Genomic DNA, 25,676 nt, shown 5'->3' with positions numbered 1-25,676 from the left:
CCATGGCACTTCCTTCCTCCCTCCCCGCCAAGGACATCGCCGCGCTGCCGGCCGCGCTTCCCGCCGCCGTGGTGCGCGAGACGCTCGACGATGCCGGCCAGACGGTGGTGCGCGCCTCCTTCGTGGGCGATCTGCCGCACGGGCCGATGCAGGTCTTCTCGGCCCCGGGCAAGCCCGCGTTCGACGCCTCCTACCAGGCCGGCCTGCCGCACGGCGCCATGCGGCTCTTCGACGAGCGCGGCCAGTTGCTGCAGGAAACGCAGCGCCTTGGCGGCGTGGCCGAGGGCATCACGCGCACCTACTACCCCACCGGCAAGCTGATGCAGACGCAGCAGCACGTGCGCGGCGTTCTGCACGGCGAGGCGGTGTCGTATGCCGAATCAGGCGATGTCACCGCGCGCCTGCCCTACGCGGCCGGCCGCCTCGAAGGCGAGGCCAGCTACTTCCACGAAGGCCGCATGCTGCGGCGCGAACGCTACCGCGCCGGGCTGCTCGACGGCGAGGTTGTCGACTACGCGCCGGGCGGCGGCGTGGCGCAGTCGTCCACCTACGTGGCCAACGTGCTACACGGCCCGCTGCGCCGCTTCTGGCCCAACGGTCAGCTGATGGAAGAAGTCGCCTACCGCCAGGGCAAGCCGTACGGCAATGCGCGCCGCTTCGACCAGGCCGGCCGCGAGATCGTGGAAACCGCCGCGTTGCCGGGCTTCATGAAGAGCCTGGAAAAACTCGTGAGGGGGAGCTGAGCCATGGGCATGCACGTCTGCATGGGAGCCACGCTGCAGTGCAGCTTCGGCGCCGCGCCTTCCAGCCTCGTGGTGCTGCCCGCGAGCTGCGTGGTCACCGGCGGCGTGCCGGCGGCCAACATCATGGACAACAAGCCGATCGTCAACATCCTTCCCTTCGGCACCTGCAACAGCATGTCGAACCCGATGGTGGCCGCGGCCACCGCCGCCGCGCTCGGCGCCTTCACGCCCATGCCCTGCATCCCCGTGACGGCCGCCCCATGGGCGCCGGGCTCGCCCACGGTGCTGGTCGGCAACATGCCCGCGCTGCAGGACAGCTCCAAGCTCGCCTGCAACTGGGGCGGCGTGATCCAGGTGGCAGCGCCGGGGCAATTCACCTCCATGGTTCCCTGACACGAACGACGACCAACGAACGGCACGCCCGACCACCCCATGTCCCAATACGTTTTCACGATGAGTTCACGCATGGTCGCCATCACGGCGGCCTGCCTGGTGCTGCTGTGCGTCCTGCTGTTCCTGATGGGCATCGAGATCGGCAAGCTGCTGGCGCCCGCGCCGCTGCCGGTGCCCGCCGCGGTTGCACCGGCGCAGCAGCAACCCCCTTCCGCCGCGCCGGCACCCGCACAGGCACCCGCTCCCGCGGCCTCCACCCAATGACCAAACCGACTCCAAGCATGTCGAACAACGCACGACACCTCACGGGCATGCACAACGCGCTTCGCCGCCTTGCCCTTCCCACACTGCTGGCGCTCGCCGGCCTTTGCACCGGCATCGGCGCGCTCGCGGCGGGCGAAAGGCCCGTGGTGCAGGGCACGCTCAGCGCGCCCGCGACCGCGGTGCCCGCCGCGGCAGCGACGCCCGTCGTCGCTGCGCCTGCGGCTCCTGCGGCACCGGCGGCCACCTTCGCCGTCGAACCGGCCGCCCCCGCCACGCCGCCAGTGCTCGTCAACGGTCTCGTGCGCGTTCCCGACGGCCGGCTGCTCGCGCCCGACATCGCCCGCATCGTGACGCGCGGCGAACTGGTGGTGGCCATGCTCAAGGTCGACACGCCGCCGTTCTTCTTCTTCGACGACAGCGGCCAGTGGACCGGGCTCGAGGTGGGCCTGGCCCAGTCGCTGGCCAAGGAACTGGGCGTGAAGCTGCGCTTCAACCGCGAAGCCGGTACCTTCAACGCGGTGGTGGACCTGCTGGCCAACGGCCAGGCCGACCTGGCCATCAGCAAGCTGTCGCGCACGCTGGCGCGCTCTCAGACCATCGCCTTCAGCGACTCCTACCTCACGCTGAACCACTCGCTGATCCTCAACCGCGTGAAGTTCGCCCAGCTCTCGCGCGGACGGCCGCTGCCGGAGGTCATCCGCAACTTCGACGGCAGCATCGGCGTGATCGCCAAGTCGTCCTTCGCGGACTACGCGCGCACCAACTTCCCGCACGCCAAGGTGCAGGAGTACGCCACCTGGAACGACGTGCTGGTGGCCGTGAACAAGGGAGAGATCGTGAGCGCCTACCGCGACGAGTTCGAGGTCAAGCGCGTGCTCAAGGCCGACCCCACCGTCTCGCTCGTGCTGCGCACCGTGACGCTGAAGGACCTGGAGGACACGCTGGGCATCGGCGTGGCGGTTACCGACACCACGCTGCTGGCCTACGTCAACCAGTTCCTCGCGCAGCGCGCCGAGAAGCTGGACATCCAGAAGGTGCTGCAGGCACTCGACCGCTGAGCCGCACAGGACGCCCGAACCATCATGAATACCTCCAAGATCTACGCCTTCGTCCTCAACCCCTGGGTGGTCATCATCAGCCTGGGCGCCGGTGTCGCCTTCGGCATGCTCGCGCCGCTGCTGGCCACGCCGCTGGCCTTCGTGGGCGACATCTACGTCGACCTGCTGAAGATGATCACGCTGCCCTTCATGGTCTCGGCCGTGATCTTCAGCCTGCAGCGGCTGTTCCGCGACGGTGGCACGGCCAGCCTGCTGGGCCGCGTGGCGCTGGTGTTCCTCGCGTTCTCGGCCTTCGTGGCCATCGCGGGCGCGGCGACGCTGCTCATTCTTCGCCCCGGCGAGAACCTGCCGAGCAGCACCATGCATACCTTCGGCCAGATCGTGGGCGGCGACCTCAGCGCCAGCGACACGGCCATGAACCTGCGCGGCGTGGACGAGGTCAAGAAGACCGCGAGCTTCGCCGACATGCTGGTGAGCCTGGTGCCCGCCAACATCTTCTCGGCGCTTGCCAACGGCGACACGCTGAAGACGCTGGTGTTCGCGCTGCTCTTCGGCCTGGCGGTGGGACACGTGCCCACGCGCATCTCGGACGGCCTCACACAGGCGCTGGAGACCGTCTACCACGCCTGCCAGACGCTGATGCGCTGGCTGAGCTTTCCGCTGCCTGCGGTGCTGTTCTGCATGAGCGCGGCGCAGCTGGGCAAGACCGGCATCGAGCCGCTGAAGGCGATGGGCGCCTTCGTGGTCGCCTTTCTCGTCGTGTCGGCGCTGCTGCTGGCCGTGGCGGCGGTGATCATCTGGAAGCGCTCCAACGGCACGCTGGGCCAGACGCTCAACGCCCTGCGCGGCCCCTTCGCGCTGGCGCTGGCCACGCGCAGCAGCGCGACCTGCATGCCGATCATGATCGAGAGCCTGGTCACGCGGCTGGGCTTCGCGCGCTCGCGCGTGGAACTGCTGGTGCCGCTCACGGTGTCGCTGCTGCGCATAGGGCCGGTCGTGTACTACGTGTGCGCCACGCTCTTCATCGCGCAGATCTACGGGCGCTCGCTCTCGCCGGTGGAGATCGGCATCGTGCTCACCTCCTCGGTGCTCGCCGGCTTCGCCTCTGCCGGCATGACGGGGCTGGTGACGGTGTCGCTGATCGGCATGACCTGCACCTACCTGGGCCTGCCCTTCGAGGCGGCCTTCATCCTGTTCCTGGCGGTGGACCCGGTTTGCGACATGCTGCGCACGCTGGTGCTGGTCATCGGCAACACGGCCGCCGTGGCCGTCGTGTGCCCGCGGCCATTGAAGATCTAGGGAGCGCGCCTTCATGTCACGCATCGGCGTTCTCGGCGGCATGGGCCCATCGGCAACGGTGGACTTCATGGACAAGATCATCCAGCTCACCCCCGCCACGCGCGACCAGGAACACCTGCCGGTGATCGTGGCGAACCTGCCCCATGTGCCCGACCGCTCCAGCGCCATCCTGGGCACGGGCCCCGATCCGCTGGACGCGCTGCTCGCGGGCATCGACGTGCTCAACGACGCCGGCGTGGGCGTGATCGCGATCCCCTGCAACTCGTCGCACCACTGGTACGCGCAGATCGCGGCGCACAGCCGCGCGCCGGTGATCCACATCGCGCAGTCGTGCGTGGCCGCGATCGCGACGGCGCCGCAAGACCGGCCGTTACGGGTGGCGGTGCTCGCCACGCGCGGCGCGCTGGCCTCCGGCTTCTACCAGCATGCACTGCGTGAACGCGGCATCGACTTCCTCGTGCCCGATGCCTCCACCGGCCAGGACCACGTCGACGCCTGCATCCGCGCCGTGAAGGGCGGCGACGTGCAGGCCGGCGCGGCCGCATTCGGGCGCGCCCTGGAGGCGCTGGCCGCCACGGGCGCGACGGCGGTGATCATGGGCTGCACCGAGCTGCCCATCGCAGCGCAGGCCGCTCGTGCCGCGCAGCACACGCCCCTCGCCCTGGTCGACAGCTCGCTGGAACTGGCCCGCGCCACGGTCGCCTTCGCTCTCGACAAGGGATGGAACAAGCCGACATGGGTTTCCTGACGCGCATGTCCCACAGCCTTTTCGCCCTGCTCCTGTGCATGGCGGCGGGCGGCCTCGCAGGCGTGTACCTGCCGGTGGCGGGCGACGTGGCGTATGCGGTGGCGCAGGTCTACCTGTCGATCGTGAGCATGGCTGCCATTCCGCTGCTGGTGGTGGCCACCTTCTTCGGCCTGAGGCAGACCATGGGGCTGCCCTTTCCGGGTCGGCGCATCCTGATGATCGCGGGGCTGGCGCTGCTGCTGGTGACCAGCTGCGCGGCGATCGGACTGGCGCTGGGCTGGGTGAACGCGCCGGGCACGCAGCTCGACGCCGCTTCGCGCGAGCACCTGGGCGAGCTCGTGCAACGCGCCGGCGACGGCGGCGACATCGAGATGCGGCTGCACGAGAGCGGCACGCAGGCCACCCCCATCGAGCGCCCCAGGGCAACGCTCTTGCCCGACAACTTCTTCCGCGTGCTGGCGGAAGGCCGCTCGCTGGGCATCCTCTCGTGCGCGCTGCTCTTCGGGCTCGCCTTCGCGGCGCTGGCGCGCACTCAGCACACGGCGCTCAACCACATGTTCGAGGGCATCTACCGCACACTCGAACTCATCATCGCGCGCGCCAACATCCTGCTGCCGGTGGTGGCCTTCGGCATGTCGGCGCACGTGCTGTCGCAGACCGACGCGGTGACGATCCGCGCCATGAGCGGCTTCCTGCTGCACTTCGTGGTGCTGGTGGCGCTGCTGGGCACTGCGGCCATCGCGGTGATCCACCGGCGCGGCAACCAGCCATTGGCCGAGGTGCTGCAGCACCTGAAGACGCCGATGCTGGTGAGCCTCATGTCGTCGAGCACCACGGCGAGCATTCCGCACACCATCGAGGCGATGAGCGCTCGCCTGGGCTTCAGCCGCGGCATCGTCGAACTGGTGGTGCCCACGGCCTCGGTGTTCCTGCGCGCGGGCTCGGCGCTCTACTACGTGCTGGCGGCGCTGTTCGTCGCCAACCTCTACGACCGCACGCTGGTCCCGGCCGACTTCGCCACCATCGGCATCGGCGCGACCATCGCGGCCTTCGCCTCGGCCGGCAACAACAGCATGACCAACGTGGGCTACGCGGGCATCGTGCTGTCGATGCTGCAGCTGCCCATCGAGGCCGCGCTCGCGCTCTTCCTGGCCATCGACCTGATCTGCGAGGGCCCGCGCAACGTGCTGACGCTGCTGGCCACCTGCGCGCTGATTTCCGTGGTGTCGGCCGGCCTGCCTTCGGAGCGCGTGACGGCGCCGGCCGTCGAGCTCAAGCCCGCCCAGCCGCTGCGCTTCGTGTTCGCGCGCGGGCACGTCGCGCTGCTCGCGGGCTGCAGCGTGCTGGCCTCGGTGCTGATCATGCTGATGGGCATCGCCGTGGGCGTGCGGCAGGCGCAGCCGGCGGCCGTGCACGCCTCACCCGCCACGGCGAACACAGGAATTTCGCGATGAACCGGACCAGGAACCTTCTCAGGCGGATGGCGGCGCTGCTGCTCGTCGTGCAGCTGGCCGCATGCGGCAGCCTCTTTCCCAAGGGCACGCGCGTGAACTGGAACGAACTCACGCTCTCGGCCGCGCCCGGCGCCAACCAGAACAGCCCGGTCGCGGTCGACGTGGTGATGGTGCTCGACGACGCGATGCTCGCGCGCGTCACCGAACTCACGGCCGCCAAGTGGTTCGGCGCACGCGCCGACCTGCAGAAGACCTTTCCGCAGAGCCTGTCGTACCTCTCGTGGGAGCTGGTGCCGGGCCAGACGATTCGCGTGCCCGCCAGCGCCATCGGCTCGCCGCGCGTGGCGGCGGTGCTCGTCTTCGCGAACTACACCACGCCGGGTGCCAACCGCATCCGGGTGGAAGACCTCAAGGGCTCGATCGTGGCCCGCTTCGATGCACAGAGCTTCGACGTGTCGGCCGCGGCACGCTGAACAACCCGGATTCCTTCAAGTGAACAAACAACTTCGATACAGCCGCGCGGGAGAACGCCATGTCTGACCTGCACCGCGCCGCCCCCATCACCGACCGCGTCGAGTGGCATGAAGGCATGCTGCTGTCGCCGCAGCACTTCCAGCAGTTCTCCGCGCGCATGGACACTCTCGTCGCCTGGCAGATGCTGGCCGCCGCGCCTTTCGCCTGGGGCGTGCGTCGCCTGGTGTTCGACCAGGGCCTGCTGCCCGCCGGCCTGCTGCGCGTGCTGGTGCTCGAAGCCATCCTGCCGGACGGCACCGCGGTGCAGTTCTCCGCCGCCGAGGCCGCGCACGGCGCGCTCGAACTCTCGCTTGCGCCCTACGCCGAGCGGCTGGCCAACGAGCCGCTGGACATCTACCTCACCCTGCCCGTCACCACGCCCAACCGGCATCGCGCCGCGACCGTGCGCTTCCGTTCGGTGGCCGGCGCGCCGGTGGAAGATGCGGTGTCAGACGCCGAGCCCGCGAACATCCCGCGCATGCTGCCGCGCCTGGCGCTCAGCGCCGGCGCTGTGCCGCCCGGCACGCACGTGCACCTGCGCCTGGGCCAGGTCTTCAAGGACAACGAGGTGGTGAAGCTGGGCGACGCGCAGCCGCCGCTGCTGGAAGTGGCGCGCGACAACCCGCTGTGGACGGCCGCATCCGCCCTGCTCGGCCAGCTGCGCGGCAAGGCGGCCTTCGTGGCCAAGCAGACGGCCGTGCCCTCCTCGCGCATCGACGACCGCCTCGCCCACCTGGAGCTGAAGGACCGGCTGCGCAGCCTGCTGTCGGGCCTGCCGCATGCGGAGGCAGTGATGCGCACGCCGCACCTGCATCCGCTGCCGATGTACTGGTCGCTCTGTGCGCTGCTCGCCTCGCTGAGCCTGCTGCGCCCGGGCGGCGTGCCGCCGGTGCCGATGGACTACGACCACGCCGACCCCTCGCGCGTGTTCCAGCCGCTGCTGCTGGCGCTGCGTGACGCGGTGTCGGAGGTGAGCCAGGAGTACCGCGAGCACAAGTTCGACTTCCGCCAGGGCGCCTTCGAGACCACGCTGCAGCCGCAGTGGGTGTCGGGCGCGCGCATCGTGGTGGGCCTGCGCGGGCAGTCCGACAAGGACCTGATGGCCTGGATGGACAGCGCCATCGTCGGTTCGCAGTCGGCGTACCCCTCGCTGCGCGAACGCCGCGTGCTGGGCGCGGTGCGCCGCTGCATCGAATCGGCCGACGAACTTGGCCTGCGCCCGGGCTCGGGCTACCTGCTCTACGCGATCCAGACCAACCCGGGGCTGACCGTGCCCGGCGAACTCCTGGTGATCGCCAATGCCAACGAAGGCGCCACCGCGCAGCCTCCGCAGGAAATCGTGCTGTTCATCAAGGATTGACCGGACCATGGCACGCAACCTCCCCGACCTCGCGGTCGACGACCACATCACGAGGCAGTTCCGCGCCTTCTACGACGAGATCGTGAAGGCACGCGACCGCACCGCCGAATCGCGCGAGAGCGACATCGACGCGGTGGCGCAGACGCTGGCGCGCCACCTGGAGAACCTGCTGGAGCTGCAGTCGCTCGAGTCGCGCCGCGAGAGCTCGCGCTTCGAGCTGGAGAACGTGGCCGACGCGCGCTACCTGAAGGCCGCGCTGGCCGACGAGATCCTGCTGCACACGCCGTGGATCGGCCGCGAGCGCTGGACGGGCCACCTGCTGGAGTCGTCGCTCTTTCGCACCAACATCGCGGGCGACCTGGTGTTCAGCCGCATCGAGGAGCTGCTGTCGGGCCGCGAACCCTCCAAGCGAGACATCGCGCGGCTGTACCTCTTCGCGCTGGCACTGGGCTTCCAGGGCAAGTACCGGGGCGCGGGCGAGGAAGCCCGCCTGCTCGGCTACCGCGAGGAGTTGTTCCAGTTCGTCTACCAGCGGCCCGCCGACTTCTCGGGCCGCGACCGCGTGGTGTCGGAGCGGGCCTATGCGAGCACGCTCTCGCACATCGCGCCGCGCAAGCTGCCCACGCTGAGCCGCTGGACGGTGCTGTTCCTGCTGGGCGTGGCCACGCTGCTGGCGGTGTCGGAGCTGCTGTGGCTGTGGCAGTCGTGGCCGGTGCGGCAGGTGCTGCAACCGGGCGCGGTCGACGCATCGGGGGCCTACCTGCGATGAACGACTTGCGTCTCCACAGCATTCACCGGAGCGCGTCGCGATGCTGACCGACCAGCTCTTCCTCATTTCCATCGCGGTGCTCACGCTGGTGGTGCTGCTCGTGCTCGGCATGGTGCTGTACTTCGCGGCGCGGCGCTCGCACGCCAAGCCGTCGAGCGACCCGAAGGTCGCGCGCATCCGCTTCGACTCGCTGCGCAGCTCGTTCCGCCAGGCGGTCGAGCTGATCGAGGGCAACATCGCCTCGCGCGCCGACCGCTACGGCATTCCGTGGATCATGCTGCTCAACGAGGGCGACGACCACCGGCAGCTGCCCATCGAGCAGTCGGGCGTGGCCAGCGCGCTGAGCACCGAGTCGGCTTCGGCCGCGGCCACGCAGGGCATCTCGTGGCACTTCTTCGACCGCGGCGTGGTCATCGACATCCAGGGCGCGTACCTGGGCTCGCCCGATGACGACGATGCCTCCGAGAAGCCGTGGGACGAGTTCCTCGGCATGTGCCGCGCCTACCGGCCGCAGCGGCCCTTCGACTCGGTGGTCATCACCATCCCGGCCGCGCTGCTGCTGGACGACAGCACCGACGGCCGGCTCGAACTCTCCAAGCGCGCCAAGCTCGCGCACCGGCGCCTGTGGCTCGCGCAGAACCGCTTCGCGATGCGCTTCGCGGTGTACGTGCTGGTGACCGGCGCGGAGCAGCTCGAAGGCTTCAGCGCCTTCGCGAGCGCGCTGCCCGAGCCGCTGCGCGCGAGCATGCTGGGCTGGTCTTCGCCCTATGACCTGTCGACCACCTACCAGCCGGCATGGGTCGACGAGGCGGTGGGCACGGTGGTGCGCTCGGTGTCTGACGTGTCGGCCGAGCTCTTCGCCACCGGTACCGAGCCGCAAGGCGCCGGCGCGCAGCTGCTGCTGCCCTCGCGCGTCGAGGCGCTGCGCGGCCAGCTGCAGCTGTACGTCGACGAACTCATGCGCCCCAGCGCTTACCACGAGCCCTTCTTCTTCCGCGGCATCTACCTCACGGGCGACAGCGGCGAGTCGGCGCAGACGGTCGCGGCCATCGATGCCCAGCACGACGCCTACGGCCACAAGGACCTGGAGCCCATCGGCGGCGACCTGATCGCGCAGCTGATGCGCCAGCCGGCCTTCCTGCGCGACCTGTTCGAGAAGAAGATATTCCTGGAGTACGGCCTCACGAGGCCTTCGCGCACGCAGACGCTCACGCGCCCGGTGCTGCACCGTGCGCTGCGCTGGGCGGCGGTGATCTTCCTCGGCGGCTGGGGCATCGGCCTGATGGTCGCGACCTGGCAGCTGCATCGGCACAACGCCACGCTGGTGCCGGCGCTGGCCCAGCTGCAGCACGACGCGCAGTACCGCATGCGCGCGCTGCAGCGCGGCGAGACCATTCCCACCGCGTGGTACCGCAACAAGGCGCTGTCGCTGCTGGCCATGAACGAACGGCTGCGCACCGACGGCACGTACTCCTTCTTCATGCCGGGTTCGTGGCAGCCCTTCGACGACCTGAACGAGCGCGTGATCGAGCGCATCGAGCGCGAATTCGGCGACATCGCGGTGAGCACGCTGCGGCGCGAGCTGATGGCGCGCGTGAGCCAGATCAGTGGCGTGGAGCAGGACGAGGCGACCGGCGAATTCATCGTCGGCGCCAGCTGCGGCCTTCCGCCGAGCTTCAGGACCATCGGCGACGCGCCGCGCAAGAACGGCCTGCTGGTGGAAGACCAGCCCGAGTTCGGCGCGCTGCAGCGCTACCTGGGCTCGGTCGAGCAGCTCGATGCCGCCCTGCAGGCGGTGGAGCGGCTGCGCCAGCCCGCCACCGGCAATGCCGACGACCTGCGCGTGGCCGTGCGCTACGCGCTGGGCGCCGAGCTGCCGGCCGACCTGAGCCGCAACCTGCGCTACTTCCGCCAGGCGGCCGAGGGCAATGCGCTGGCCATTCCGCTGGCGCCCGTGCAGACGGCGCTGCGCTGCGCGCTCGACAAGGGCACGGCGCAGCTCGATGCCCGGCTCTTCGTCAACAACGAGCTGCTGGTGTCGGAGCAGTCGCTGGCGCGGCTGCTGCCCTCGCTCGCGAGCACCGGCACCTTCGCGCGCACCACCGCGAGCTACCGCGAGGTGATCGCCGCCATCAAGGACCAGGAAGACCTGGTCGCATCGGGCAAGGGCGGCTGGATGCGCCAGCCGGTGCTGGTGCTGGGCTCTTCGTATGACCGGACCATCGCGCGCATCGAGCAGAACCGGCTGCTGGGGCTGGAATCGGCCGACGCGGTCAAAAACCGCGCGCAGGACGCCTTCCAGAAATTCCGCGTCGAGTTCAGCCTGCGCTTCGGCGGCGCGCAGCCCGGCCTGGTGTGGCAAGACAAGGACGGCCGCTTCGCGCTGGCGCCCGAGCGCATCGCGCTGCGCGACGCGCTGACCGCACTGCTGGCGCAGCCCTTCATGGCGCCCGCGCGCGATCGCGAGCTGCCCGGCGCGGGAATGCGCACCATGGCCGTGTGGGACCTGCCCCGGCTCGACCAGGCGCTGGCCGTCGGCGACATCCGCAAGCGCTACATGAGCGAGGGCATGCAGGCATTCCCGGCCACGCTGCGCCCCGGCATCGAGGGCGCGCTGAACGCGCACTTCGCGCAGCTGGTGGTCGACCAGGTGGCCGAGGCCGCGAACGGCATGGGCGACGGCGGCCGCTCCATCGACACCCAGGCGACCGCCTACGAGGCCTCGCGCCAGCGCCTCGTGAAGATCCAGGCGCTGCTGTACGAGCTGGGAGCCGGCTCCCGCGCCGAAGACCTTCGCGCGATGATCTCGCGCGACGCGCTGCAGCGCCTGGAGGCCGTGGACGAGGCCTTCAACCAGTCGGAGCTCTACGCCATGCGCGGACGCGACTTCCAGGCCTGGCGCGGCGAGCGCGGGCCGATGCTGGTGGCCTTCGGCGTCTCGGACGTGGGCTCGCTCGCCGCCTACCTGGGCCAGCAGTTCAACCGCACCGAAACGCTGGGCAAGCAGGCCGACAGCTACATCGCGGCACTCGACGGCGTGGGCGCCGGCTCGGTGCTCGCGCAGCGCTGGCAGGCGATCAACCGCGACCTGGAGCGCTACCGCCTGAAGAACCCGAACAGCAGCCTGCTGCTGCTCGAACAGTTCCTGGGCACCACCGGCGCGGAGATCGATCGCGAGACCTGCGGCGCAAAGCTGGCCGGCAAGGCGCCGGCGACGCGCATCGGCGACTACTTCGCCGACCGCCACCAGCAGATCTACAGCGCCCTGCTCGCGCGCTGCCAGGAGCTGCAGTTCGGCGACCAGCAGGAGCTGTGGACGCAGTTCTCCACCCGCTTCAACCGTTCGCTGGCGGGCCGCCATCCGTTCGGCCCGGCGACGGGACGGGCTTTCGAGCTGGCCGACCCGGCCGACGTGAACGACCTGACGCGCGCCTTCGACCCGCTGGCACGCGCGCTGAAGGAGAACCGCGGCGCGGACGCCGGGGTGCGCAATGCAGGCATGCCCGGAGCGGGCGCGCGCCGTTTCACGGAGCAGTTCGCCCGTGCACGCGACTTCCTGCAGCCGCTGTTCCCGAGCGAGGAAGGTGCAGCACCGGGCTATGACCTGAGCGTGGATTTCCGCGCCAACACCACGGCCGAGATCGAGGGCAACAAGATCATCGACTGGTCCTTCGAGGTCGGCGACCAGGTGCTCAGGCTGCGCGACGCGCCGCGCACGCTGCGCTGGGAATACGGCACGCCGGTGGCGCTGGTGCTGCGCATCGCGAAGGACTCTCCGCTGATGGCGCGCGCCGATCCGCAGCAGCACGCGCTGATCACCGACGGCCAGACCGTGAGCTTCCGTTTTGCCGACCCGTGGGCGCTGTTCACGCTGGCGCAGCGGCAGCGCGAAGGCGACCCCGCCCAGCGCCCCGACGGCCGCTCGCAGCTGCTGAAGTTCGAGTTTCCGCTGGTGGCCCAGTCGGCCGGCGACGCCGCGCAGGCACCCGACGGAGGACGCGCACGCGTGTTCCTGCGCATCGCGGCCAGCCCCGCCGGCAAGAAGAACGCCCTGATCTGGCCCGCCGCGTTCCCCGCGCGCGCTCCCGAATGGAACATGCCCTGATGGCCGCCCTGCTTCCCCCCCTGAACGCCGATGCAGACGAAACCACCGGCGGTTTCGCGCCCGACCTCGCGAGCTTTCTCCTGCCGCTGCAAGGCCCCGAAGGCCCCGCCGGCCCTCCGCTGCGCTACGACCCGGTGTGCGCCCGCATCCGCGAGGCGCGCACCGAGGAAGACGCCAGCCTGCCGATGGGCGAATGGACCCGCCCGCTGAAGAAGGCCGACTGGCGTACCGCCGAGATGCTCTGCACCGAGGTCCTGCAGCGCCGCAGCAAGGACTTGCAGATGGCCGCCTGGCTCACCGAGGCCTGGGTGCACCGCCATTCGATCGACGGACTGGCCGCCGGTGCGCGCCTGCTCGAAGGGCTGGCGCGCGAATTCTGGGAAGACGCGCATCCGCGCATCGGCGACGACGGCGACGCCGACATGCGCACCGCCACCTTCGTGTGGGTCAACGACACCATCGCGCACGTGCTGCTGATGCGGGTGCCGCTGCTCGAATGGCCGGATTTCTCGCCGCCCTTCATCACGCTGGGCGACTGGCAGCGCGCGCTGACCAGCGAGTACGGCACGGCAGCTGCCGGCGCCGCGGGCAACGCCAAGGCGAAAGCGAAGGAAGTGGCCGAGGAGCCGAGCGCCCAGACGGTGTCGCGCCAGGACATCCTCGACCGTGCAGCGCGCGACCTGCATGCGCTCGCCGCGCTCGACGACCGCGTCGCCGCGGCCACCGATGCGTGGCAAAGCCTGCAAGCCCTGCTCGACGGGCGGCTGGGCATCGATGCGCCGAGCCTGTCGAAGGTGACGGAGATGCTCGCCCGCATGCGGCAGGCGCTGCGCAGCCTGCTGCAGGGGCGCGATCCGCGCGACAAGGAAGAAGAACCGCTTGCACCGGCCGAAGCTCCCGCCAGATGGATGGCGGGCGAATCAACCCCTCCCGCGATCCCGATGGACGACAACGACATGAGCGACACCCCCCTCTCCCCTGCTCCCGGGTCGCTGCCGCAGGCCGTGGCGAGCGGCCGCATCGGCAACCGCGCCGAGGCCTACCAGCTGCTGGAACTCGCGGCCGCCTACCTGATGCGCGAGGAGCCGCACAGCCCGACGCCCTACCTCGTGAACCGTGCCGTGGCCTGGGGACGCATGCCGCTGCCGCAGTTGATGCAGGAGGTGTTGCGCGAGGACGGCGACCTGAACCGCTACTTCTCGATTCTGGGCATCAGGCCGGAGTGAGCCGGCCGGGTTCTCCACCCGACGCCCCAGCCGGCAATGGCCCTGCGCGAGCCGCTCCTGTTTCGGACAAATGCCTCTCTGAGCGGGATGGCTTCGCTTCATTCATCGACGTTTTATTTTTTGAGGAAATGACATGGCGTTCAATCCAGATCCATTCAAGCAGGCCGAGCTGGAGGTGGCGAACAAGAGCATGGGCTCGCAGATCGCGCACTCCCGCATCTTCCACTCGACACGCAGTGCGTTCTCGAGCGGCGGATCCCGCGCCAGCAAAGGCATCGGAGCCCTCGTGGGCGTGGGGAAACTGTTCCTTACCCTCATACCGGTGCCTGTCGTGGGGTCCGTCGTGGGCGCGGTTGTCGATGCGGTCAACGGAAAGGTCCGGGGCGCGCTTCATGAAGGGCATCTTGGTGCCACCGCCTCGAACGCGGAGGTGGCCAAGTTCGGCATCAAGGAGCTGACCGTCGAGAACCTGGACAGGTACCGCTGGAAGGTGGCCCATGCATTCGAAGAGCTCAACCAGGGAATCGAGGCCTACAACAACAGCGGGCAGACATGCGACGACATGTACCAGTTTGCTCTTCTGTACGAGCAGGTTCAGCGGCGCAAGAAGAGGCTCAACCAGGAATTGGGAAAGTTCAAGAGGGTGATGGACGCGGTGGACGGCTGGATCGCGGACCTGGAGCGCAACCAGGAGACGCTGCTCACGCAGGCCACCAACAAGATCATGGAGAAGACACGCAAAGAGATTGCCGAGATGGGTCTCCTGATTCCCGGCAATCCCGCTCATGACACCAAGATCCTGGAGCACAAGACGAAGCACGTGGGCTGCAAGCTGTGGTGCTATTGCAAGAAGGAAGCGAAATACGACCCCGGTACGAACTGGGAAGCCCTGAAGACCTACGCGGGCACGGTGACCACATTCCTGCAGCCGATTGCCATTTCGTCCATAGCGGTCACGAAGTCCGCCTACACCAGCGACTCCGACAATTCGAAGTTCAACTGAGCCACTCCTGCCCGGGCGCGGGCTCGGCGCCCCCGCCCGGCAGCGGCCCCTCAAACCGCCCCGTGCGCCTCCACATAGAGCGCATACAGCGAATGGCTGCTCGCCATGTAGAGCCGGTTGCGCTTGGGCCCGCCGAACTCCAGGTTCGCGCAGCGCTCGGGCAGGCGGACGAAGCCGATGGGCTTGCCCTGCGGGTTGAAGACCTTCACGCCGTCCATTTCCTCCGACTTGCCAGTGGGCAGGTAGGCCTTCATGCCGCCTCCGACGTCGGTGGGCTCCGAAGCGATGGCGCCGGAGTGGCCCCATCCGCACCAGAGATTGCCGTCGCGGTCGACGCGGAAGCCGTCGAGCGAGCCGGGGCCGTCGGCGTCGATGAGCTTGGTCTTGTTCGAGACGCTCGTGCCGTCCGGTGACACGTCGTAGCTCCAGATGCTGCGGTTGGGCGTTCCCTTCCACTCGACGACGTAGAGTTTCTTCTCGTCGGGCGAGAAGGCGATGCCGTTGGGGTTGACGAGATCGGTGATGACCGCCGTGAGCTTGCCGTCGGTCGCGATGCGGTAGACGTTGGTGGTCGCCTGCTCGGACGGGGCCTTGCTTCCCTCCCATTCGCCGTTGATGCCGAAGGTGGGGTCTGTGAACCAGACGGTGTCGTCCGACTTCACGACGACGTCGTTGGGCGCGTTGAGGCGCTTGCCCTGGTAGCTGTCGGCCAGCACCGTGATGCGGCCATCCTTCTCGGTGCGCACCACGCGCCGCGTGACGGAGTGCTCGCAGGTGACGAGGCGGCCCTGGCGGTCGCGGGTGTTGCCGTTGGCGTAGTTGACGCCGGTCTTGTGCACGCTGAACTTGCCGGTCTTCTCGTCGTACTTCATGAGCCGGTTGTTGGGGATGTCGCTCAGCAGCAGGTAGCCGTGCTCGGGAAAGTACACCGGCCCTTCGGCCCAGCGCATGCCGGAGCCCAGTTGCTCGAGCGTGCTGCTGTAGAGCCGGTACCTGGTGAAGCTCGGGTCGAGGATCAGCACCGCCGGGTCGGGGTAGCGCTGGCTGGGCTTGAAATCGAAGGCCTGTGCGCCCGCGAGCGTGCCGAAGGCTGCGGCGCCGGCGCCCGCGGCTGTCTTGAGGAATCGGCGGCGGCCGTTGTTCGTCTTGTTCTGCATCGGTTGTCTCCTGGTGTTCTTGTCGGTTGTTCCGGGTCGTTCAGTCGGCTACGGCACCGGACTTCTTCACCAGCTCGGCCCAGCGCGGAATCTCCCGGGCCATGTGGTCGCGCAGCTCCTCGGGCGTGCTGCCCACGAGTTCCATCGCGAGCTGCCCGGAGAGCTTGGCCTGCACGTCGGGCTGGTGCAGCGCCTTCACGATCTCTGCGTTGAGGCGCTGAACGATGGGCTTGGGCGTGCCCTTGGGCGCGTACACGGCCTGCCATGACGACATCTCGAAGCCGGGAATGCCCGACTCGATCATGGTCGGAAGGTCGGGCACGAGCGCGATGCGCTTCGCAGTGGTCACGGCCAGCAGCTTGAGCTTGCCGCTCTTGACCAGCGGCAGCGCGGCCGTGACCTGGTCGAACATGAAAGGCACCTGCCCAGCTGCCACGTCGGTCAGCGCGGGAGGCGTGCCCTTGTACGGCACGTGGGTGAGCTTCACGCCGATGAGGTCGGCGAACATCTCGCCGGCAAGGTGCGTCGAGGTGCCGGCACCCGATGAGGCGAAGGTGCGCTTGCTCTCGTCCTTCTTCAGCAGCGCCACGAGGTCGGCCACCGAGTTCACGCCGAGCTGGCTGTTGACGATGAGCACGTTGGGCAGGCGCGCGACCAGCGAGACGGGCTCGAAGTCCTTCATCGGGTCGTACGACAGCTTCTTGTAGAGGCTGGCATTGATGGCGTGCGTGCTGATGGTTCCGCCGAAGAGCGTGTAGCCATCGGGCGGCGCCTTCGCCACGTAGGCGGCGCCGATGCCTCCGGCCTGTCCGGGCTTGTTGTCGACCACCACCGACTGCTTGAGGCTCTCGCCCAGCTTCTGGGCCAGCGTACGGCCCACGATGTCGGTGGAGCCGCCGGGCGTGAATGGCACGACGTAGACGATGGGCTTGGCGGCAGGCCAGTCGGGTGTCTGGGCCGTGGCGGCCAGGGGAACGAGCGCAGCCGAAAGCAGCGCCGCAGTGAAGCGGATGAAACGCATGTCTTGTCTCCTTGGATTTCTGTGATCGATGCGGGCTCAGCGGCCGTTGGCCTGGCGCCAGGCAGCGAAGTCGGTGCGGCTCTGTTCGTCGGTGGGCGGATAGAGGCCGAGGATGGAGCGGCCTTCGAGCACCTTCTCCTGCACGAAGTCCTCGAAGGCGGTCATCTCCGTCGCCTCGGCGGCGATCTCGTCGGCCATGTGGGCCGGGATGACGATCACGCCTTCGGCATCGCCCACGATCACGTCGCCGGGGAAGACGGGCGCGTCGCCGCAGCCGATGGGCACGTTGATGTCGATGGCCTGGTGCAGCGTGAGGTTGGTGGGCGCGCTGGGGCGGTGGTGGTAGGCGGGAAAGCCCAGCTTCGCGATGTCTGGGCTGTCGCGGAAGCCGCCGTCGGTGACCACGCCGGCCACGCCGCGCTTCATGAGCCGCGTGACGAGGATGCCGCCGGCCGATGCGGCGCGCGCGTCCTTGCGGCTGTCGATGACGAGCACCGCGCCCTCGGGGCACTGCTCCACGGCCTTGCGCTGCGGATGGTCGCGGTCGAGGAAGACGCCGATCTGGTTCAGGTCTTCGCGCGCGGGCATGTAGCGCAGCGTGAAGGCTTCGCCGACCATGTTGGGCAGGCCGGCGTTGAGCGGCCGCACGTCCTGGATGAACTGGTGGCGCAGGCCGCGCTTGAACAGGGCCGTGCACAGGGTGGCGGTGCTCACCTTCATGAGCTGCTCGCGGGTGGCGGGATTCACGTGGGGTCTCCGTTGTCTGGAAGTGGGTGGAATCGGATTGGGGTCAGAAGATGTCGGGCTCGGGCACCGGCTTGCCGAAGCTGGTTTCGAGGAAGTCGAAGTCGCAGCCCTCGTCGGCCTGGCGGATGTGGCGGCCGAACATCCAGCCGTAGCCGCGCTCGTAGCGCGGTGGCGGCGGTGTCCACGCGGCCTTGCGGCGGGCAAGTTCGGCATCGTCGATTTCAAGGTGGATGCTGCGCGCGGGCACGTCGACGCTGATGCGGTCGCCGATCTGCACGAGTGCGAGCGGGCCGCCGATGGCTGCCTCGGGCGAGCAGTGCAGCAGGCAGCCGCCGTAGCTGGTGCCGCTCATGCGCGCGTCGGACAGGCGCAGCATGTCCTTCACGCCCTGCTTCAGCAGCTTGGTGGGGATAGGCAGCATGCCCCACTCCGGCATGCCCGCGCCGCGCGGGCCGGCGTTGCGCAGCACGAGGATGTCGTCGCCGGTCACGTCGAGCTCCGGATCGTCCACGGCCTTCTTGAGCGACGGGTAGTCGTCGAACACCAGCGCGCGGCCGGTGTGCTTCAAGAGGTGCGGCGCGCAGGCGCTGGGCTTGATGACCACGCCGTCGGGCGCGAGGTTGCCGCGCAGCACGGCCAGCGCGCCTTCGGCGTAGATGGGGTTGGCAAGCGGCCGGATCACGTCGTCGTCGTAGACCTCGGCGCCTTCGATGTTCTGGCCGATGGTGCGGCCGTTGACGGTGAGCGCCTCGGTGCGCAGGTGGCCGCGGATGCGCTCCAGCATCGCGGGCAGGCCGCCTGCGTAGAAGAAGTCTTCCATCAGGTAGGCATCGCCACTGGGCCGGATGTTGGCGATGACGGGCACGCGGCGGCTGAAGGCGTCGAAGTCGTCGAGGCTCACGGCGTGGCCGGCGCGGCGCGACATGGCGATCAGGTGGATGACGGCGTTGGTGCTGCAGCCCATGGCCATCGCGCAGGCGATGCCGTTTTCGAAGTTGGCGCGCGTGAGCATCTTCGCGGGCGTCAGGTCTTCCCACACCATCTCGACGATGCGGCGGCCGCAGTCGGCGCTCATGCGGATGTGGTTGGCGTCCGCCGCGGGAATGCTCGACGCACCCGGCAGCGTCAGCCCCACGGCTTCGGCGATGCCCATCATGGTGGCGGCCGTGCCCATGGTCATGCAGGTGCCGTGGCTGCGGGCGATGCCGGCTTCCATCTCGGCCCAGGCCTGTTCGCCAAGGCGGCCGGCGCGGCGCTCGTCCCAGTACTTGAACGCGTCGGAGCCGGAGCCCAGCACCTTGCCCTTCCAGTTGCCGCGCAGCATGGGGCCGGCCGGCAGGTAGATGAAGGGAATGCCCATGCTGAGCGCGCCCATGGTGAGGCCGGGCGTGGTCTTGTCGCAGCCGCCCATCAGCACGGCACCGTCGATGGGGTGGCTGCGCAGCAGCTCTTCGGTTTCCATCGCAAGGAAGTTGCGATAGAGCATGGTGGTTGGCTTGACCATGCTCTCGGAAAGCGAGATGGCCGGCAGCTCGAGCGGAAAGCCGCCCGCCTGCAGCACGCCGCGCTTCACGTCTTCCACGCGCTGCCTGAAGTGCGAGTGGCACTGGTTGGCGTCGCTCCAGGTGTTGACGATGGCGATGACGGGCTTGCCCATCCAGTCGGCGTAGCTGTAGCCCATCTGCAGCACGCGCGAGCGATGGCCGAAGGAGCGGAAGTCGTCGGGCGCGAACCAGCGGGCGCTGCGAAGGGATTCGTAGGGGCGTTTCGTCAAGGGGTTGTCTCCATGGGCGCTGCACTGCAGGTGCGGCCTTGCCGGCCCGCGCCGGCGTCTTTCCGAGAATTAAAACACTAGTATATTAGTGCGTCAATGACACAATCGCCGGCGATGAGCGCCTCCCCGAAGATCCGACTTGACCGCACCCGCCTTGCCGCGCCCCAGGTGCTGGAGAAACTGCGCGAAGCCATCCTTGCGCTCGAACTCGTCCCCGGCACCGTGCTGCAGCGGCAGGAGCTGGCCGATCGTTTCGGCGTGAGCCAGACACCCGTGCGCGAGGCGCTGCTCAGGCTCGACGAGGAAGGGCTGGTGAACGTGTATCCGCAGCACGCCACGCTGGTGAGCCGCATCGACATCTCTGCCGCGCGCGAAGCGCACTTCCTTCGCCGCTCCATCGAGCTGGAGCTGGTGCACCAGCTGGCAATCGAAGAATCGCCGGGGCTGGTCGACCAGCTCAAGGGCGTCATCGCCCAGCAGGCATCGCTCGCCAACTCGCAGCGCTACAGCGATTTCGTCAGCGCCGACCGCGCGTTCCATCGCCTGATGTACGAAGCCGGCGGCGTGCTGGGCCTGTGGGACCTGGTGGGCCGCGTCTCGGGCCATGTCGACCGGCTGCGCCGCCTGCACCTGCCGACCGCCGGCAAGACCGAGGCGATCCTGCGCGACCACCGCGCCATCGTGCGGGCCATCGAGGCGAAGGATCCGGACGCCGCCCAGGCCGCGCTGCGCAAGCACCTGTCGGGCACGCTCAGCGCGGTGAACGATATCTGCAAGCAGTATCCCGACTACGTGACCCCTTGAACGGGGCCTCGCCGCGCTTCAGCCCAGCGCGTCGTTCACCTGCTCCCTGAACTCGCTCAGGCTCACCGCCGCGCCGATCTCCCTCGGCAGCGCATCGCGCACCGAGAACACGCCCAGTACCTTCGCGCCCGCCACCAGCGGCAGATGTCGAAAGCCCCGCTCCAGCATCAGCACCACGGCGTCGGACACCAGCGTCTCGGGCGGCACGCAGATCGGGTTGGGTGTCATCACCTCGCGCACCGAGGTGCCGTCGGGGTCCAGCCCCCTGGCGAGCACGCGGGTCATGAGGTCGCGCTCGGTCAATATGCCCAGCAGCGTGTCGGGCAGCTCCATGACGAGCACGCTGCCGCAGTTGGCGCGCGTCATCACGCATGCGGCGTCGCGCACCGTGGCCTGCGGGGCCACGCTGAGCACGTGCTTGCGCGAAATCGATTGGAAAACGGTGCGCTCGGACATGATGCGCCCTCCGTGAGTCGAACCCTGAATGGTGCCGCCGGCCGTTGCTCAGCGCAAGGAGGCGTTGAGCCGTTCCAGCGCCTGGGCGCCGGGGCACAGCTGTTGCGGCCCCAACGCATTGAGCGGCCGGTCGCAGGTGTTGAGTGCGGTGTGCAGGTCGGTGGCCAGCGGGTCGACGTAGAGCAGCCCCGTCACCACCTCGCCCATCTCGTGATGCCGCTGCATGTAGGCCATGGCGGCGAAGCGGTCGCCCGGGTCGTAGTCCGGGTGCAGGCTGCGCAGGCGCAGCAGCGTGCCGTCGTGCTGGCGCACGTCCATCACTTCGCCGGGCTCCATGTCCACGGCGATCTCCTCCCGCCCGCTGATGAAGTCGATGCGGCTCACTGCCTCGTTGTGCTCGCGGATGTAGTCGTAGCTCTTGGTGCTGCCCGGGTGGTTGTTGAAGGCCACGCAGGGGCTGATCACGTCGATGAAGGCCGAGCCTCCATGGCTGATCGCGCCCTTGATGAGCGGCACCAACTGCGCCTTGTTGCCCGAGAAGCCCCGCCCCACGTAGCTCGCGCCGAGTTGCAGCGCCATGGCGACCAGGTCGACCGGGCTGTCGGTGTTGACCACGCCCTTCTTGCTCTTGGAGCCCTGGTCGGCCGTGGCCGAGAACTGGCCCTTGGTGAGGCCGTAGACGCCGTTGTTCTCCACGATGTAGGCCATGCGCACACCTCTGCGCATGGCGTGGGCGAACTGGCCCAGGCCGATGGAAGCGGAGTCGCCGTCGCCCGAGACGCCGAGGTACAGCAGGTCGCGGTTGGCCAGGTTGGCGCCGGTCAGCACGCTGGGCATGCGGCCGTGCACCGTGTTGAAGCCGTGCGATGCGCCGAGAAAATAGTCCGGCGTCTTCGAGCTGCAGCCGATGCCCGAGAGCTTGGCGACGCGATGCGGCTCGATGTCGAGCTCCCAGCAGGCCTCGATGATCGAGGCCGAGATGGAGTCGTGACCGCAGCCCGCGCACAGCGTGGAGATCTTTCCTTCGTAGTCGCGCCGCGTGTAGCCGACCTTGTTGGTGGCCAGCGTCGGGTGCCGCAGCTTCGGCTTGGCGAGGTAAGTCATGCGGCCTCCTTCGCGCCGGTCGTGGTGTTGCCTTGCACGTTCGCCTTGCCGACGTGCGCATCGATCGCCTGCACGATGAAGCGCGCGGTGATGGGCGTTCCGTCGAAGTGCAGCACCCGTACCAGCTTCGCCGGATCGGCATCCAGCTCGTTGACCAGCAGGCTGCGCATCTGCGCATCGCGGTTCTGCTCCACCACGAACACGCGCTCATGCTCGGCCAGGAACTGCAACACGCTGTCGGGAAACGGAAAGGCCCGCAGCCGCATCGCGTCCAGATGGATGCCGCGCCCTTCCAGCTCCTGCAGCGCCTCGTGCATGGACGGGCTGGTGGAGCCGAAATAGATCACGCCGAGCCCGGTCTTCTGGGCAGCAGGCCGCAGCACCGGTTGCGGCACCAGCGTGGCCGCGGTCGCGAACTTCTTCAGCAGCCGCTCCATGTTGTAGATGTAGTCCGGCCCGCGCTCCGAGTAGCGCGCATAGGCATCGCGCGTCGTGCCGCGCGTGAAGTAGCTGCCCTTGGTCGGGTGCGTGCCCGGCAGCGTGCGCCAGGGGATGCCGTCGCCGTCCACGTCCTTGTAGCGGCCGAAGTCGCGGCCCGCCTCCAGCTCCTCGGCGGTCATGACCTTGCCGCGGTCGTAGGCCTTGCTGTCGTCCCACTCGAAGGGCTTGCACAGGCGCTGGTTCATGCCGATGTCGAGGTCGGTCATCACGAACACCGGCGTCTGCAGCCGGTCGGCCAGGTCCAGCGCCGCCGCCGCGTGCTCGAAGCACTCGTGCGGGTCTTCGGGGAAGAGCAGCACATGTTTGGTATCGCCGTGCGACGCATAGGCGCAGCAAAGAATGTCGGCCTGCTGCGTGCGCGTGGGCATGCCGGTCGAAGGCCCGCCGCGCTGCACGTTGATGAGCGTGACCGGAATCTCCGCGAAGTAGGCCAGCCCGATGAACTCCGTCATCAGCGAAATGCCCGGCCCCGAGGTCGCGGTGAAGGCCCGCGCGCCGTTCCATCCGGCACCGACCACCACGCCGATCGATGCGAGCTCGTCCTCGGCCTGCACGATGGCGAAGCGGTGCTGGCCGGTGGATGGATCGACGCGGAACTTGGTGCAGTACTTCTGGAAGGCCTCGGCCACCGATGACGACGGCGTGATCGGATACCACGCGGCCACCGTCGCGCCGCCGTACACGCAACCCAGCGCAGCCGCGCTGTTGCCGTCCACGAAGATCCTGTCACCCACCCGGTCGGCGCGCCGCACCTTCAGCCCCACGGGCTCGCGCAGGTTCTCGCGCGCGAAGTCGCAGCCCAGGTGAAGGGCCTGCACGTTGGAGGCGAGCAGTTTCTCCTTGCCCTTGTACTGCTCGCCGAAGAGCTTCTCGACCACCTCGGGCTCGATGCCCAGCAGGATGGCCAGCGCGCCCACGTAGACGATGTTCTTGAACAGCTGCCGCTGGCGCGGGTCCTGGTAGACGGCGTTGCAGATCTCGGTGAGCGGCATGCCGATCACGCGGATGTCCTCGCGGAACTTCGAAGGCGGCAGCGGCCGCGTGCTGTCGTAGAAGAGATAGCCGCCGGGCGCCAGCTCGGCGATGTCGGCGTCCCAGGTCTGCGGGTTCATCGCCACCATCATGTCGGTGCCGCCGCGCCGGCCCAGGTGTCCCTGCTCGGTCACGCGCACCTCGTACCAGGTCGGCAGGCCCTGGATGTTGCTGGGGAAGATGTTGCGCGGGCTCACCGGCACGCCCATGCGCAGGATGGCCTTGGCGAACAGTTCGTTGGCCGAGGCCGAACCCGAGCCGTTGACGTTGGCGAACTTGATGACGAAGTCGTTGACCGCCTCGATCTGCTTCATGCGGTCTCCTTGCGGCTTTGCTCCGGGGTCTTTTCCTGCCCGGCAAGCGTCATCTTCAGCAGGAACTTCTGCATGTCCCACGCGCCGGTCGGGCAGCGTTCGGCGCACAGGCCGCAGTGCAGGCAGACGTCCTCGTCCTTCACCATCACGCGGCCCGTCTTCAGCCCGCCGGATACGTACAGGTCCTGCGCCAGATTGAGCGCGGGCGCCTTCAGGCGCGAGCGCAACCCCTCTTCATCGGCGTTCTCGACGAAGTTGATGCAGTCCATGGGGCAGATGTCCACGCACGCGTCGCATTCGATGCAGGCGGGCTCGTTGAACACCGTCTGCACGTCGCAGTTCAGGCAGCGCGCGGCTTCCTTGAAGGCGGTGGCGGCGTCGAAGCCCAGTTCCACCTCCACCCGGATGCTGGCCAGCGCCGCCTCGGCCTTGGCCCACGGCACCTTGTAGCGAAGGTCGTTGGAGGTGTCGTTGTCGTAGCTCCACTCATGGATGCCCATCTTCTGCGACACCAGGTTGGTCATCGGCGGCGGGCGGACCTCGATCGGCTCCGCGCGCAGCAGCCTGTCGATGGACACCGCTGCCTCGTGGCCGTGCGCCACGGCGGTGATGATGTTCTTCGGCCCGAAGGCTGCGTCGCCGCCGAAGAACACGTTGGGCACTGTCGACTGGAAAGTGTTCGCGTCCAGCACCGGCAGGCCCCACTTGTCGAAGTCGATGCCGCAGTCGCGCTCGATCCAGGGGAAGGAATTTTCCTGGCCCACCGCCACCAGCACCTCGTCGCATTCGAAGTAGGCCTCGGGCTCGCCCGTGGGCTCCAGCGTGCGGCGGCCCTTGTCGTCGTACACGGCCTTGACGATCTCGAAGCGCATGCCCACGAGCTTGCCTTTGTCGTGCACGAAGGCCTTGGGCACGTGGAAATTGATGATCGGAATGCCCTCGTGCGCGGCGTCCTCCTTCTCCCAGGGCGAAGCCTTCATCTCCTCGAAACCGCTGCGCACGATGACCTTCACGTCGCTGCCGCCGAGGCGCCGCGCCGAGCGGCAGCAGTCCATGGCGGTGTTGCCGCCGCCCAGCACGATCACGCGCCGGCCGATGCTGCTCACATGGCCGAAAGAGACGGAGCTCAGCCAGTCGATGCCGATGTGGATGCTGGCTGCGGCTTCCTTGCGGCCCGGAATGTCCAGGTCGCGCCCGCGTGGCGCACCGCAGCCGACGAAGATCGCGTCCCAGCCCTGCCCCATCAGCGTCTTCATCGAATCGATGCGCTCGCCGCCGCGGAACTCCGCGCCCAGGTCGAGCACGTAGCCCGTCTCCTCGTCGATGATCGACTCGGGCAGGCGAAAGCGCGGTATCTGCGTGCGGATGAAGCCGCCGGGCTTGGCTTCGCCGTCGAACACCGTCACCTCATAGCCCAATGGCGCCAGGTCGCGCGCGACGGTGAGCGAGGCCGGCCCCGCGCCGATGCAAGCGACGCGCTTGCCGTTCTTCGGCACGGGCCTGGGCATGCGCGCGCGCACGTCCTCCTTCATGTCGGCGGCCACGCGCTTGAGTCTGCAGATGGCGACCGGCTCCGGGGCCTCTGTATTGCTTTCTTCCACACGCCCGCGCCTGCAGGCCGGCTCGCAGGGCCTGTCGCAGGTGCGCCCCAGGATGCCGGGGAAGACGTTGGAGACCCAGTTGACCATGTACGCATCGCCGTATCGGCGCTGCGCGATCATGCGTATGTACTCGGGGACGGGAGTGTGCGCCGGGCAGGCGTACTGGCAATCGACGACCTTGTGAAAGTAGGCCGGGTTGGCAATGTTCGTTCGCTGCAACACGTGTCTCC

General features: G+C 68.6%; 22 protein-coding genes. 14 read left to right on the top strand and 8 right to left on the bottom strand.

The features are described from left to right. Positions 1–2: 2 nt before the first annotated feature. From EJP67_RS25880 to EJP67_RS25820, 13 genes are all read left to right on the top strand, one after another. Positions 3–743 (top strand): toxin-antitoxin system YwqK family antitoxin, encoded by a 741-nt coding sequence (locus tag EJP67_RS25880; protein WP_126024612.1) that lies wholly within the window; start codon positions 3–5, stop codon positions 741–743. A gap of 3 nt (positions 744–746) precedes the next feature. Then, positions 747–1,136, top strand: a complete 390-nt coding sequence (locus EJP67_RS25875; protein ID WP_126024611.1) for a DUF4280 domain-containing protein — start codon at positions 747–749, stop codon at positions 1,134–1,136. A gap of 39 nt (positions 1,137–1,175) precedes the next feature. Further along, positions 1,176–1,400 (top strand): hypothetical protein, encoded by a 225-nt coding sequence (locus EJP67_RS25870; protein WP_126024610.1) that lies wholly within the window; start codon positions 1,176–1,178, stop codon positions 1,398–1,400. Between the two features lie 17 nt (positions 1,401–1,417). Next, positions 1,418–2,458: an ABC transporter substrate-binding protein gene (locus EJP67_RS25865; RefSeq protein WP_126024609.1), complete on the top strand. Its 1,041-nt coding sequence runs from the start codon at positions 1,418–1,420 to the stop codon at positions 2,456–2,458. Between the two features lie 24 nt (positions 2,459–2,482). Next, positions 2,483–3,757, top strand: a complete 1,275-nt coding sequence (locus EJP67_RS25860) for a dicarboxylate/amino acid:cation symporter (RefSeq protein WP_126024608.1) — start codon at positions 2,483–2,485, stop codon at positions 3,755–3,757. A gap of 13 nt (positions 3,758–3,770) precedes the next feature. Then, positions 3,771–4,505, top strand: a complete 735-nt coding sequence (gene cuyB / locus EJP67_RS25855) for a cysteate racemase (RefSeq protein ID WP_126024607.1) — start codon at positions 3,771–3,773, stop codon at positions 4,503–4,505. After that, the gene (locus EJP67_RS25850; RefSeq protein WP_126024606.1) at positions 4,493–5,959 is read left to right on the top strand and encodes a dicarboxylate/amino acid:cation symporter; all 1,467 of its coding nucleotides are present in this window, start codon (positions 4,493–4,495) and stop codon (positions 5,957–5,959) included. Before cuyB ends, EJP67_RS25850 begins: the two co-directional genes overlap by 13 nt. Further along, a complete protein-coding gene (locus EJP67_RS25845) occupies positions 5,956–6,432 on the top strand; it encodes a hypothetical protein (RefSeq protein WP_126024605.1) in 477 nt (158 codons plus the stop codon). The genes EJP67_RS25850 and EJP67_RS25845 overlap by 4 nt, the downstream gene beginning before the upstream one ends. A 59-nt stretch (positions 6,433–6,491) precedes the next feature. Next, positions 6,492–7,832, top strand: a complete 1,341-nt coding sequence (tssK, locus tag EJP67_RS25840) for a type VI secretion system baseplate subunit TssK (protein ID WP_126024604.1) — start codon at positions 6,492–6,494, stop codon at positions 7,830–7,832. Between the two features lie 7 nt (positions 7,833–7,839). Then, positions 7,840–8,601, top strand: a complete 762-nt coding sequence (locus EJP67_RS25835; protein ID WP_126024603.1) for a DotU family type IV/VI secretion system protein — start codon at positions 7,840–7,842, stop codon at positions 8,599–8,601. A gap of 40 nt (positions 8,602–8,641) precedes the next feature. Further along, entirely contained in the window at positions 8,642–12,706 is a 4,065-nt protein-coding gene (locus tag EJP67_RS25830) for a type VI secretion system protein (RefSeq protein ID WP_126024602.1), read from the top strand. Further along, entirely contained in the window at positions 12,706–13,932 is a 1,227-nt protein-coding gene (gene tssA / locus EJP67_RS25825) for a type VI secretion system protein TssA (protein WP_165909703.1), read from the top strand. The genes EJP67_RS25830 and tssA overlap by 1 nt, the downstream gene beginning before the upstream one ends. A gap of 133 nt (positions 13,933–14,065) precedes the next feature. Then, the gene (locus EJP67_RS25820; protein ID WP_126024600.1) at positions 14,066–14,935 is read left to right on the top strand and encodes a hypothetical protein; all 870 of its coding nucleotides are present in this window, start codon (positions 14,066–14,068) and stop codon (positions 14,933–14,935) included. 50 nt (positions 14,936–14,985) lie between these two features. Here the strand turns inward: EJP67_RS25820 and EJP67_RS25815 are convergent, their stop codons facing one another. The 4 genes from EJP67_RS25815 to araD are packed head-to-tail and all read right to left on the bottom strand — an operon-like array spanning position 14,986 to position 19,634. Next, the gene (locus EJP67_RS25815; protein ID WP_126024599.1) at positions 14,986–16,092 is read right to left on the bottom strand and encodes an SMP-30/gluconolactonase/LRE family protein; all 1,107 of its coding nucleotides are present in this window, start codon (positions 16,090–16,092) and stop codon (positions 14,986–14,988) included. A gap of 40 nt (positions 16,093–16,132) precedes the next feature. Continuing rightward, positions 16,133–17,113 carry a Bug family tripartite tricarboxylate transporter substrate binding protein gene (locus EJP67_RS25810; RefSeq protein ID WP_126024598.1) on the bottom strand — a complete coding sequence of 327 codons (981 nt, stop codon included), beginning with the start codon at positions 17,111–17,113 and terminating at the stop codon, positions 16,133–16,135. A gap of 36 nt (positions 17,114–17,149) precedes the next feature. Then, complete coding sequence (locus EJP67_RS25805; RefSeq protein WP_126024597.1) at positions 17,150–17,860, bottom strand: ribonuclease activity regulator RraA; 711 nt, start codon at positions 17,858–17,860, stop codon at positions 17,150–17,152. Between the two features lie 43 nt (positions 17,861–17,903). Further along, positions 17,904–19,634, bottom strand: a complete 1,731-nt coding sequence (gene araD / locus EJP67_RS25800; protein WP_126024596.1) for an L-arabinonate dehydratase — start codon at positions 19,632–19,634, stop codon at positions 17,904–17,906. 114 nt (positions 19,635–19,748) lie between these two features. Here araD and EJP67_RS25795 point away from each other — a divergent pair, with 114 nt between their 5' ends. Further along, a complete protein-coding gene (locus tag EJP67_RS25795) occupies positions 19,749–20,438 on the top strand; it encodes a GntR family transcriptional regulator (RefSeq protein WP_126024595.1) in 690 nt (229 codons plus the stop codon). An 18-nt stretch (positions 20,439–20,456) separates the two neighbouring features. On the opposite strand, the gene EJP67_RS25790 is transcribed toward EJP67_RS25795, so the two are convergent. The 4 genes from EJP67_RS25790 to EJP67_RS25775 are packed head-to-tail and all read right to left on the bottom strand — an operon-like array spanning position 20,457 to position 25,665. Beyond that, positions 20,457–20,894, bottom strand: a complete 438-nt coding sequence (locus tag EJP67_RS25790) for a CBS domain-containing protein (protein ID WP_126024594.1) — start codon at positions 20,892–20,894, stop codon at positions 20,457–20,459. A 48-nt stretch (positions 20,895–20,942) separates the two neighbouring features. Beyond that, complete coding sequence (locus tag EJP67_RS25785) at positions 20,943–21,998, bottom strand: 2-oxoacid:ferredoxin oxidoreductase subunit beta (RefSeq protein WP_126024593.1); 1,056 nt, start codon at positions 21,996–21,998, stop codon at positions 20,943–20,945. Further along, a complete protein-coding gene (locus EJP67_RS25780) occupies positions 21,995–23,845 on the bottom strand; it encodes a 2-oxoacid:acceptor oxidoreductase subunit alpha (RefSeq protein WP_126024592.1) in 1,851 nt (616 codons plus the stop codon). The genes EJP67_RS25785 and EJP67_RS25780 overlap by 4 nt, the downstream gene beginning before the upstream one ends. Next, positions 23,842–25,665, bottom strand: coding sequence for an FAD-dependent oxidoreductase (locus EJP67_RS25775; protein WP_126024591.1), 1,824 nt, complete (start codon positions 25,663–25,665; stop codon positions 23,842–23,844). Before EJP67_RS25775 ends, EJP67_RS25780 begins: the two co-directional genes overlap by 4 nt. Positions 25,666–25,676 lie beyond the last annotated feature (11 nt).

It is taken from the genome of Variovorax guangxiensis (assembly GCF_003952165.1).
Classification (GTDB): domain Bacteria; phylum Pseudomonadota; class Gammaproteobacteria; order Burkholderiales; family Burkholderiaceae_C; genus Variovorax; species Variovorax guangxiensis.
Note: the sequence above shows the minus strand (reverse complement) of the source record. Positions and strands in the feature narration are given on the sequence as shown.

Coding starts and splice junctions, on each gene's coding strand:
- EJP67_RS25880 (WP_126024612.1), top strand. CDS start 3: ATGGCACTTCCTTCCTCCCTCCCCGCCAAGGACATCGCCGCGCTGCCG.
- EJP67_RS25875 (WP_126024611.1), top strand. CDS start 747: ATGGGCATGCACGTCTGCATGGGAGCCACGCTGCAGTGCAGCTTCGGC.
- EJP67_RS25870 (WP_126024610.1), top strand. CDS start 1,176: ATGTCCCAATACGTTTTCACGATGAGTTCACGCATGGTCGCCATCACG.
- EJP67_RS25865 (WP_126024609.1), top strand. CDS start 1,418: ATGTCGAACAACGCACGACACCTCACGGGCATGCACAACGCGCTTCGC.
- EJP67_RS25860 (WP_126024608.1), top strand. CDS start 2,483: ATGAATACCTCCAAGATCTACGCCTTCGTCCTCAACCCCTGGGTGGTC.
- cuyB (WP_126024607.1), top strand. CDS start 3,771: ATGTCACGCATCGGCGTTCTCGGCGGCATGGGCCCATCGGCAACGGTG.
- EJP67_RS25850 (WP_126024606.1), top strand. CDS start 4,493: ATGGGTTTCCTGACGCGCATGTCCCACAGCCTTTTCGCCCTGCTCCTG.
- EJP67_RS25845 (WP_126024605.1), top strand. CDS start 5,956: ATGAACCGGACCAGGAACCTTCTCAGGCGGATGGCGGCGCTGCTGCTC.
- tssK (WP_126024604.1), top strand. CDS start 6,492: ATGTCTGACCTGCACCGCGCCGCCCCCATCACCGACCGCGTCGAGTGG.
- EJP67_RS25835 (WP_126024603.1), top strand. CDS start 7,840: ATGGCACGCAACCTCCCCGACCTCGCGGTCGACGACCACATCACGAGG.
- EJP67_RS25830 (WP_126024602.1), top strand. CDS start 8,642: ATGCTGACCGACCAGCTCTTCCTCATTTCCATCGCGGTGCTCACGCTG.
- tssA (WP_165909703.1), top strand. CDS start 12,706: ATGGCCGCCCTGCTTCCCCCCCTGAACGCCGATGCAGACGAAACCACC.
- EJP67_RS25820 (WP_126024600.1), top strand. CDS start 14,066: ATGGCGTTCAATCCAGATCCATTCAAGCAGGCCGAGCTGGAGGTGGCG.
- EJP67_RS25815 (WP_126024599.1), bottom strand. CDS start 16,092: ATGCAGAACAAGACGAACAACGGCCGCCGCCGATTCCTCAAGACAGCC.
- EJP67_RS25810 (WP_126024598.1), bottom strand. CDS start 17,113: ATGCGTTTCATCCGCTTCACTGCGGCGCTGCTTTCGGCTGCGCTCGTT.
- EJP67_RS25795 (WP_126024595.1), top strand. CDS start 19,749: ATGAGCGCCTCCCCGAAGATCCGACTTGACCGCACCCGCCTTGCCGCG.
- EJP67_RS25790 (WP_126024594.1), bottom strand. CDS start 20,894: ATGTCCGAGCGCACCGTTTTCCAATCGATTTCGCGCAAGCACGTGCTC.
- EJP67_RS25785 (WP_126024593.1), bottom strand. CDS start 21,998: ATGACTTACCTCGCCAAGCCGAAGCTGCGGCACCCGACGCTGGCCACC.
- EJP67_RS25780 (WP_126024592.1), bottom strand. CDS start 23,845: ATGAAGCAGATCGAGGCGGTCAACGACTTCGTCATCAAGTTCGCCAAC.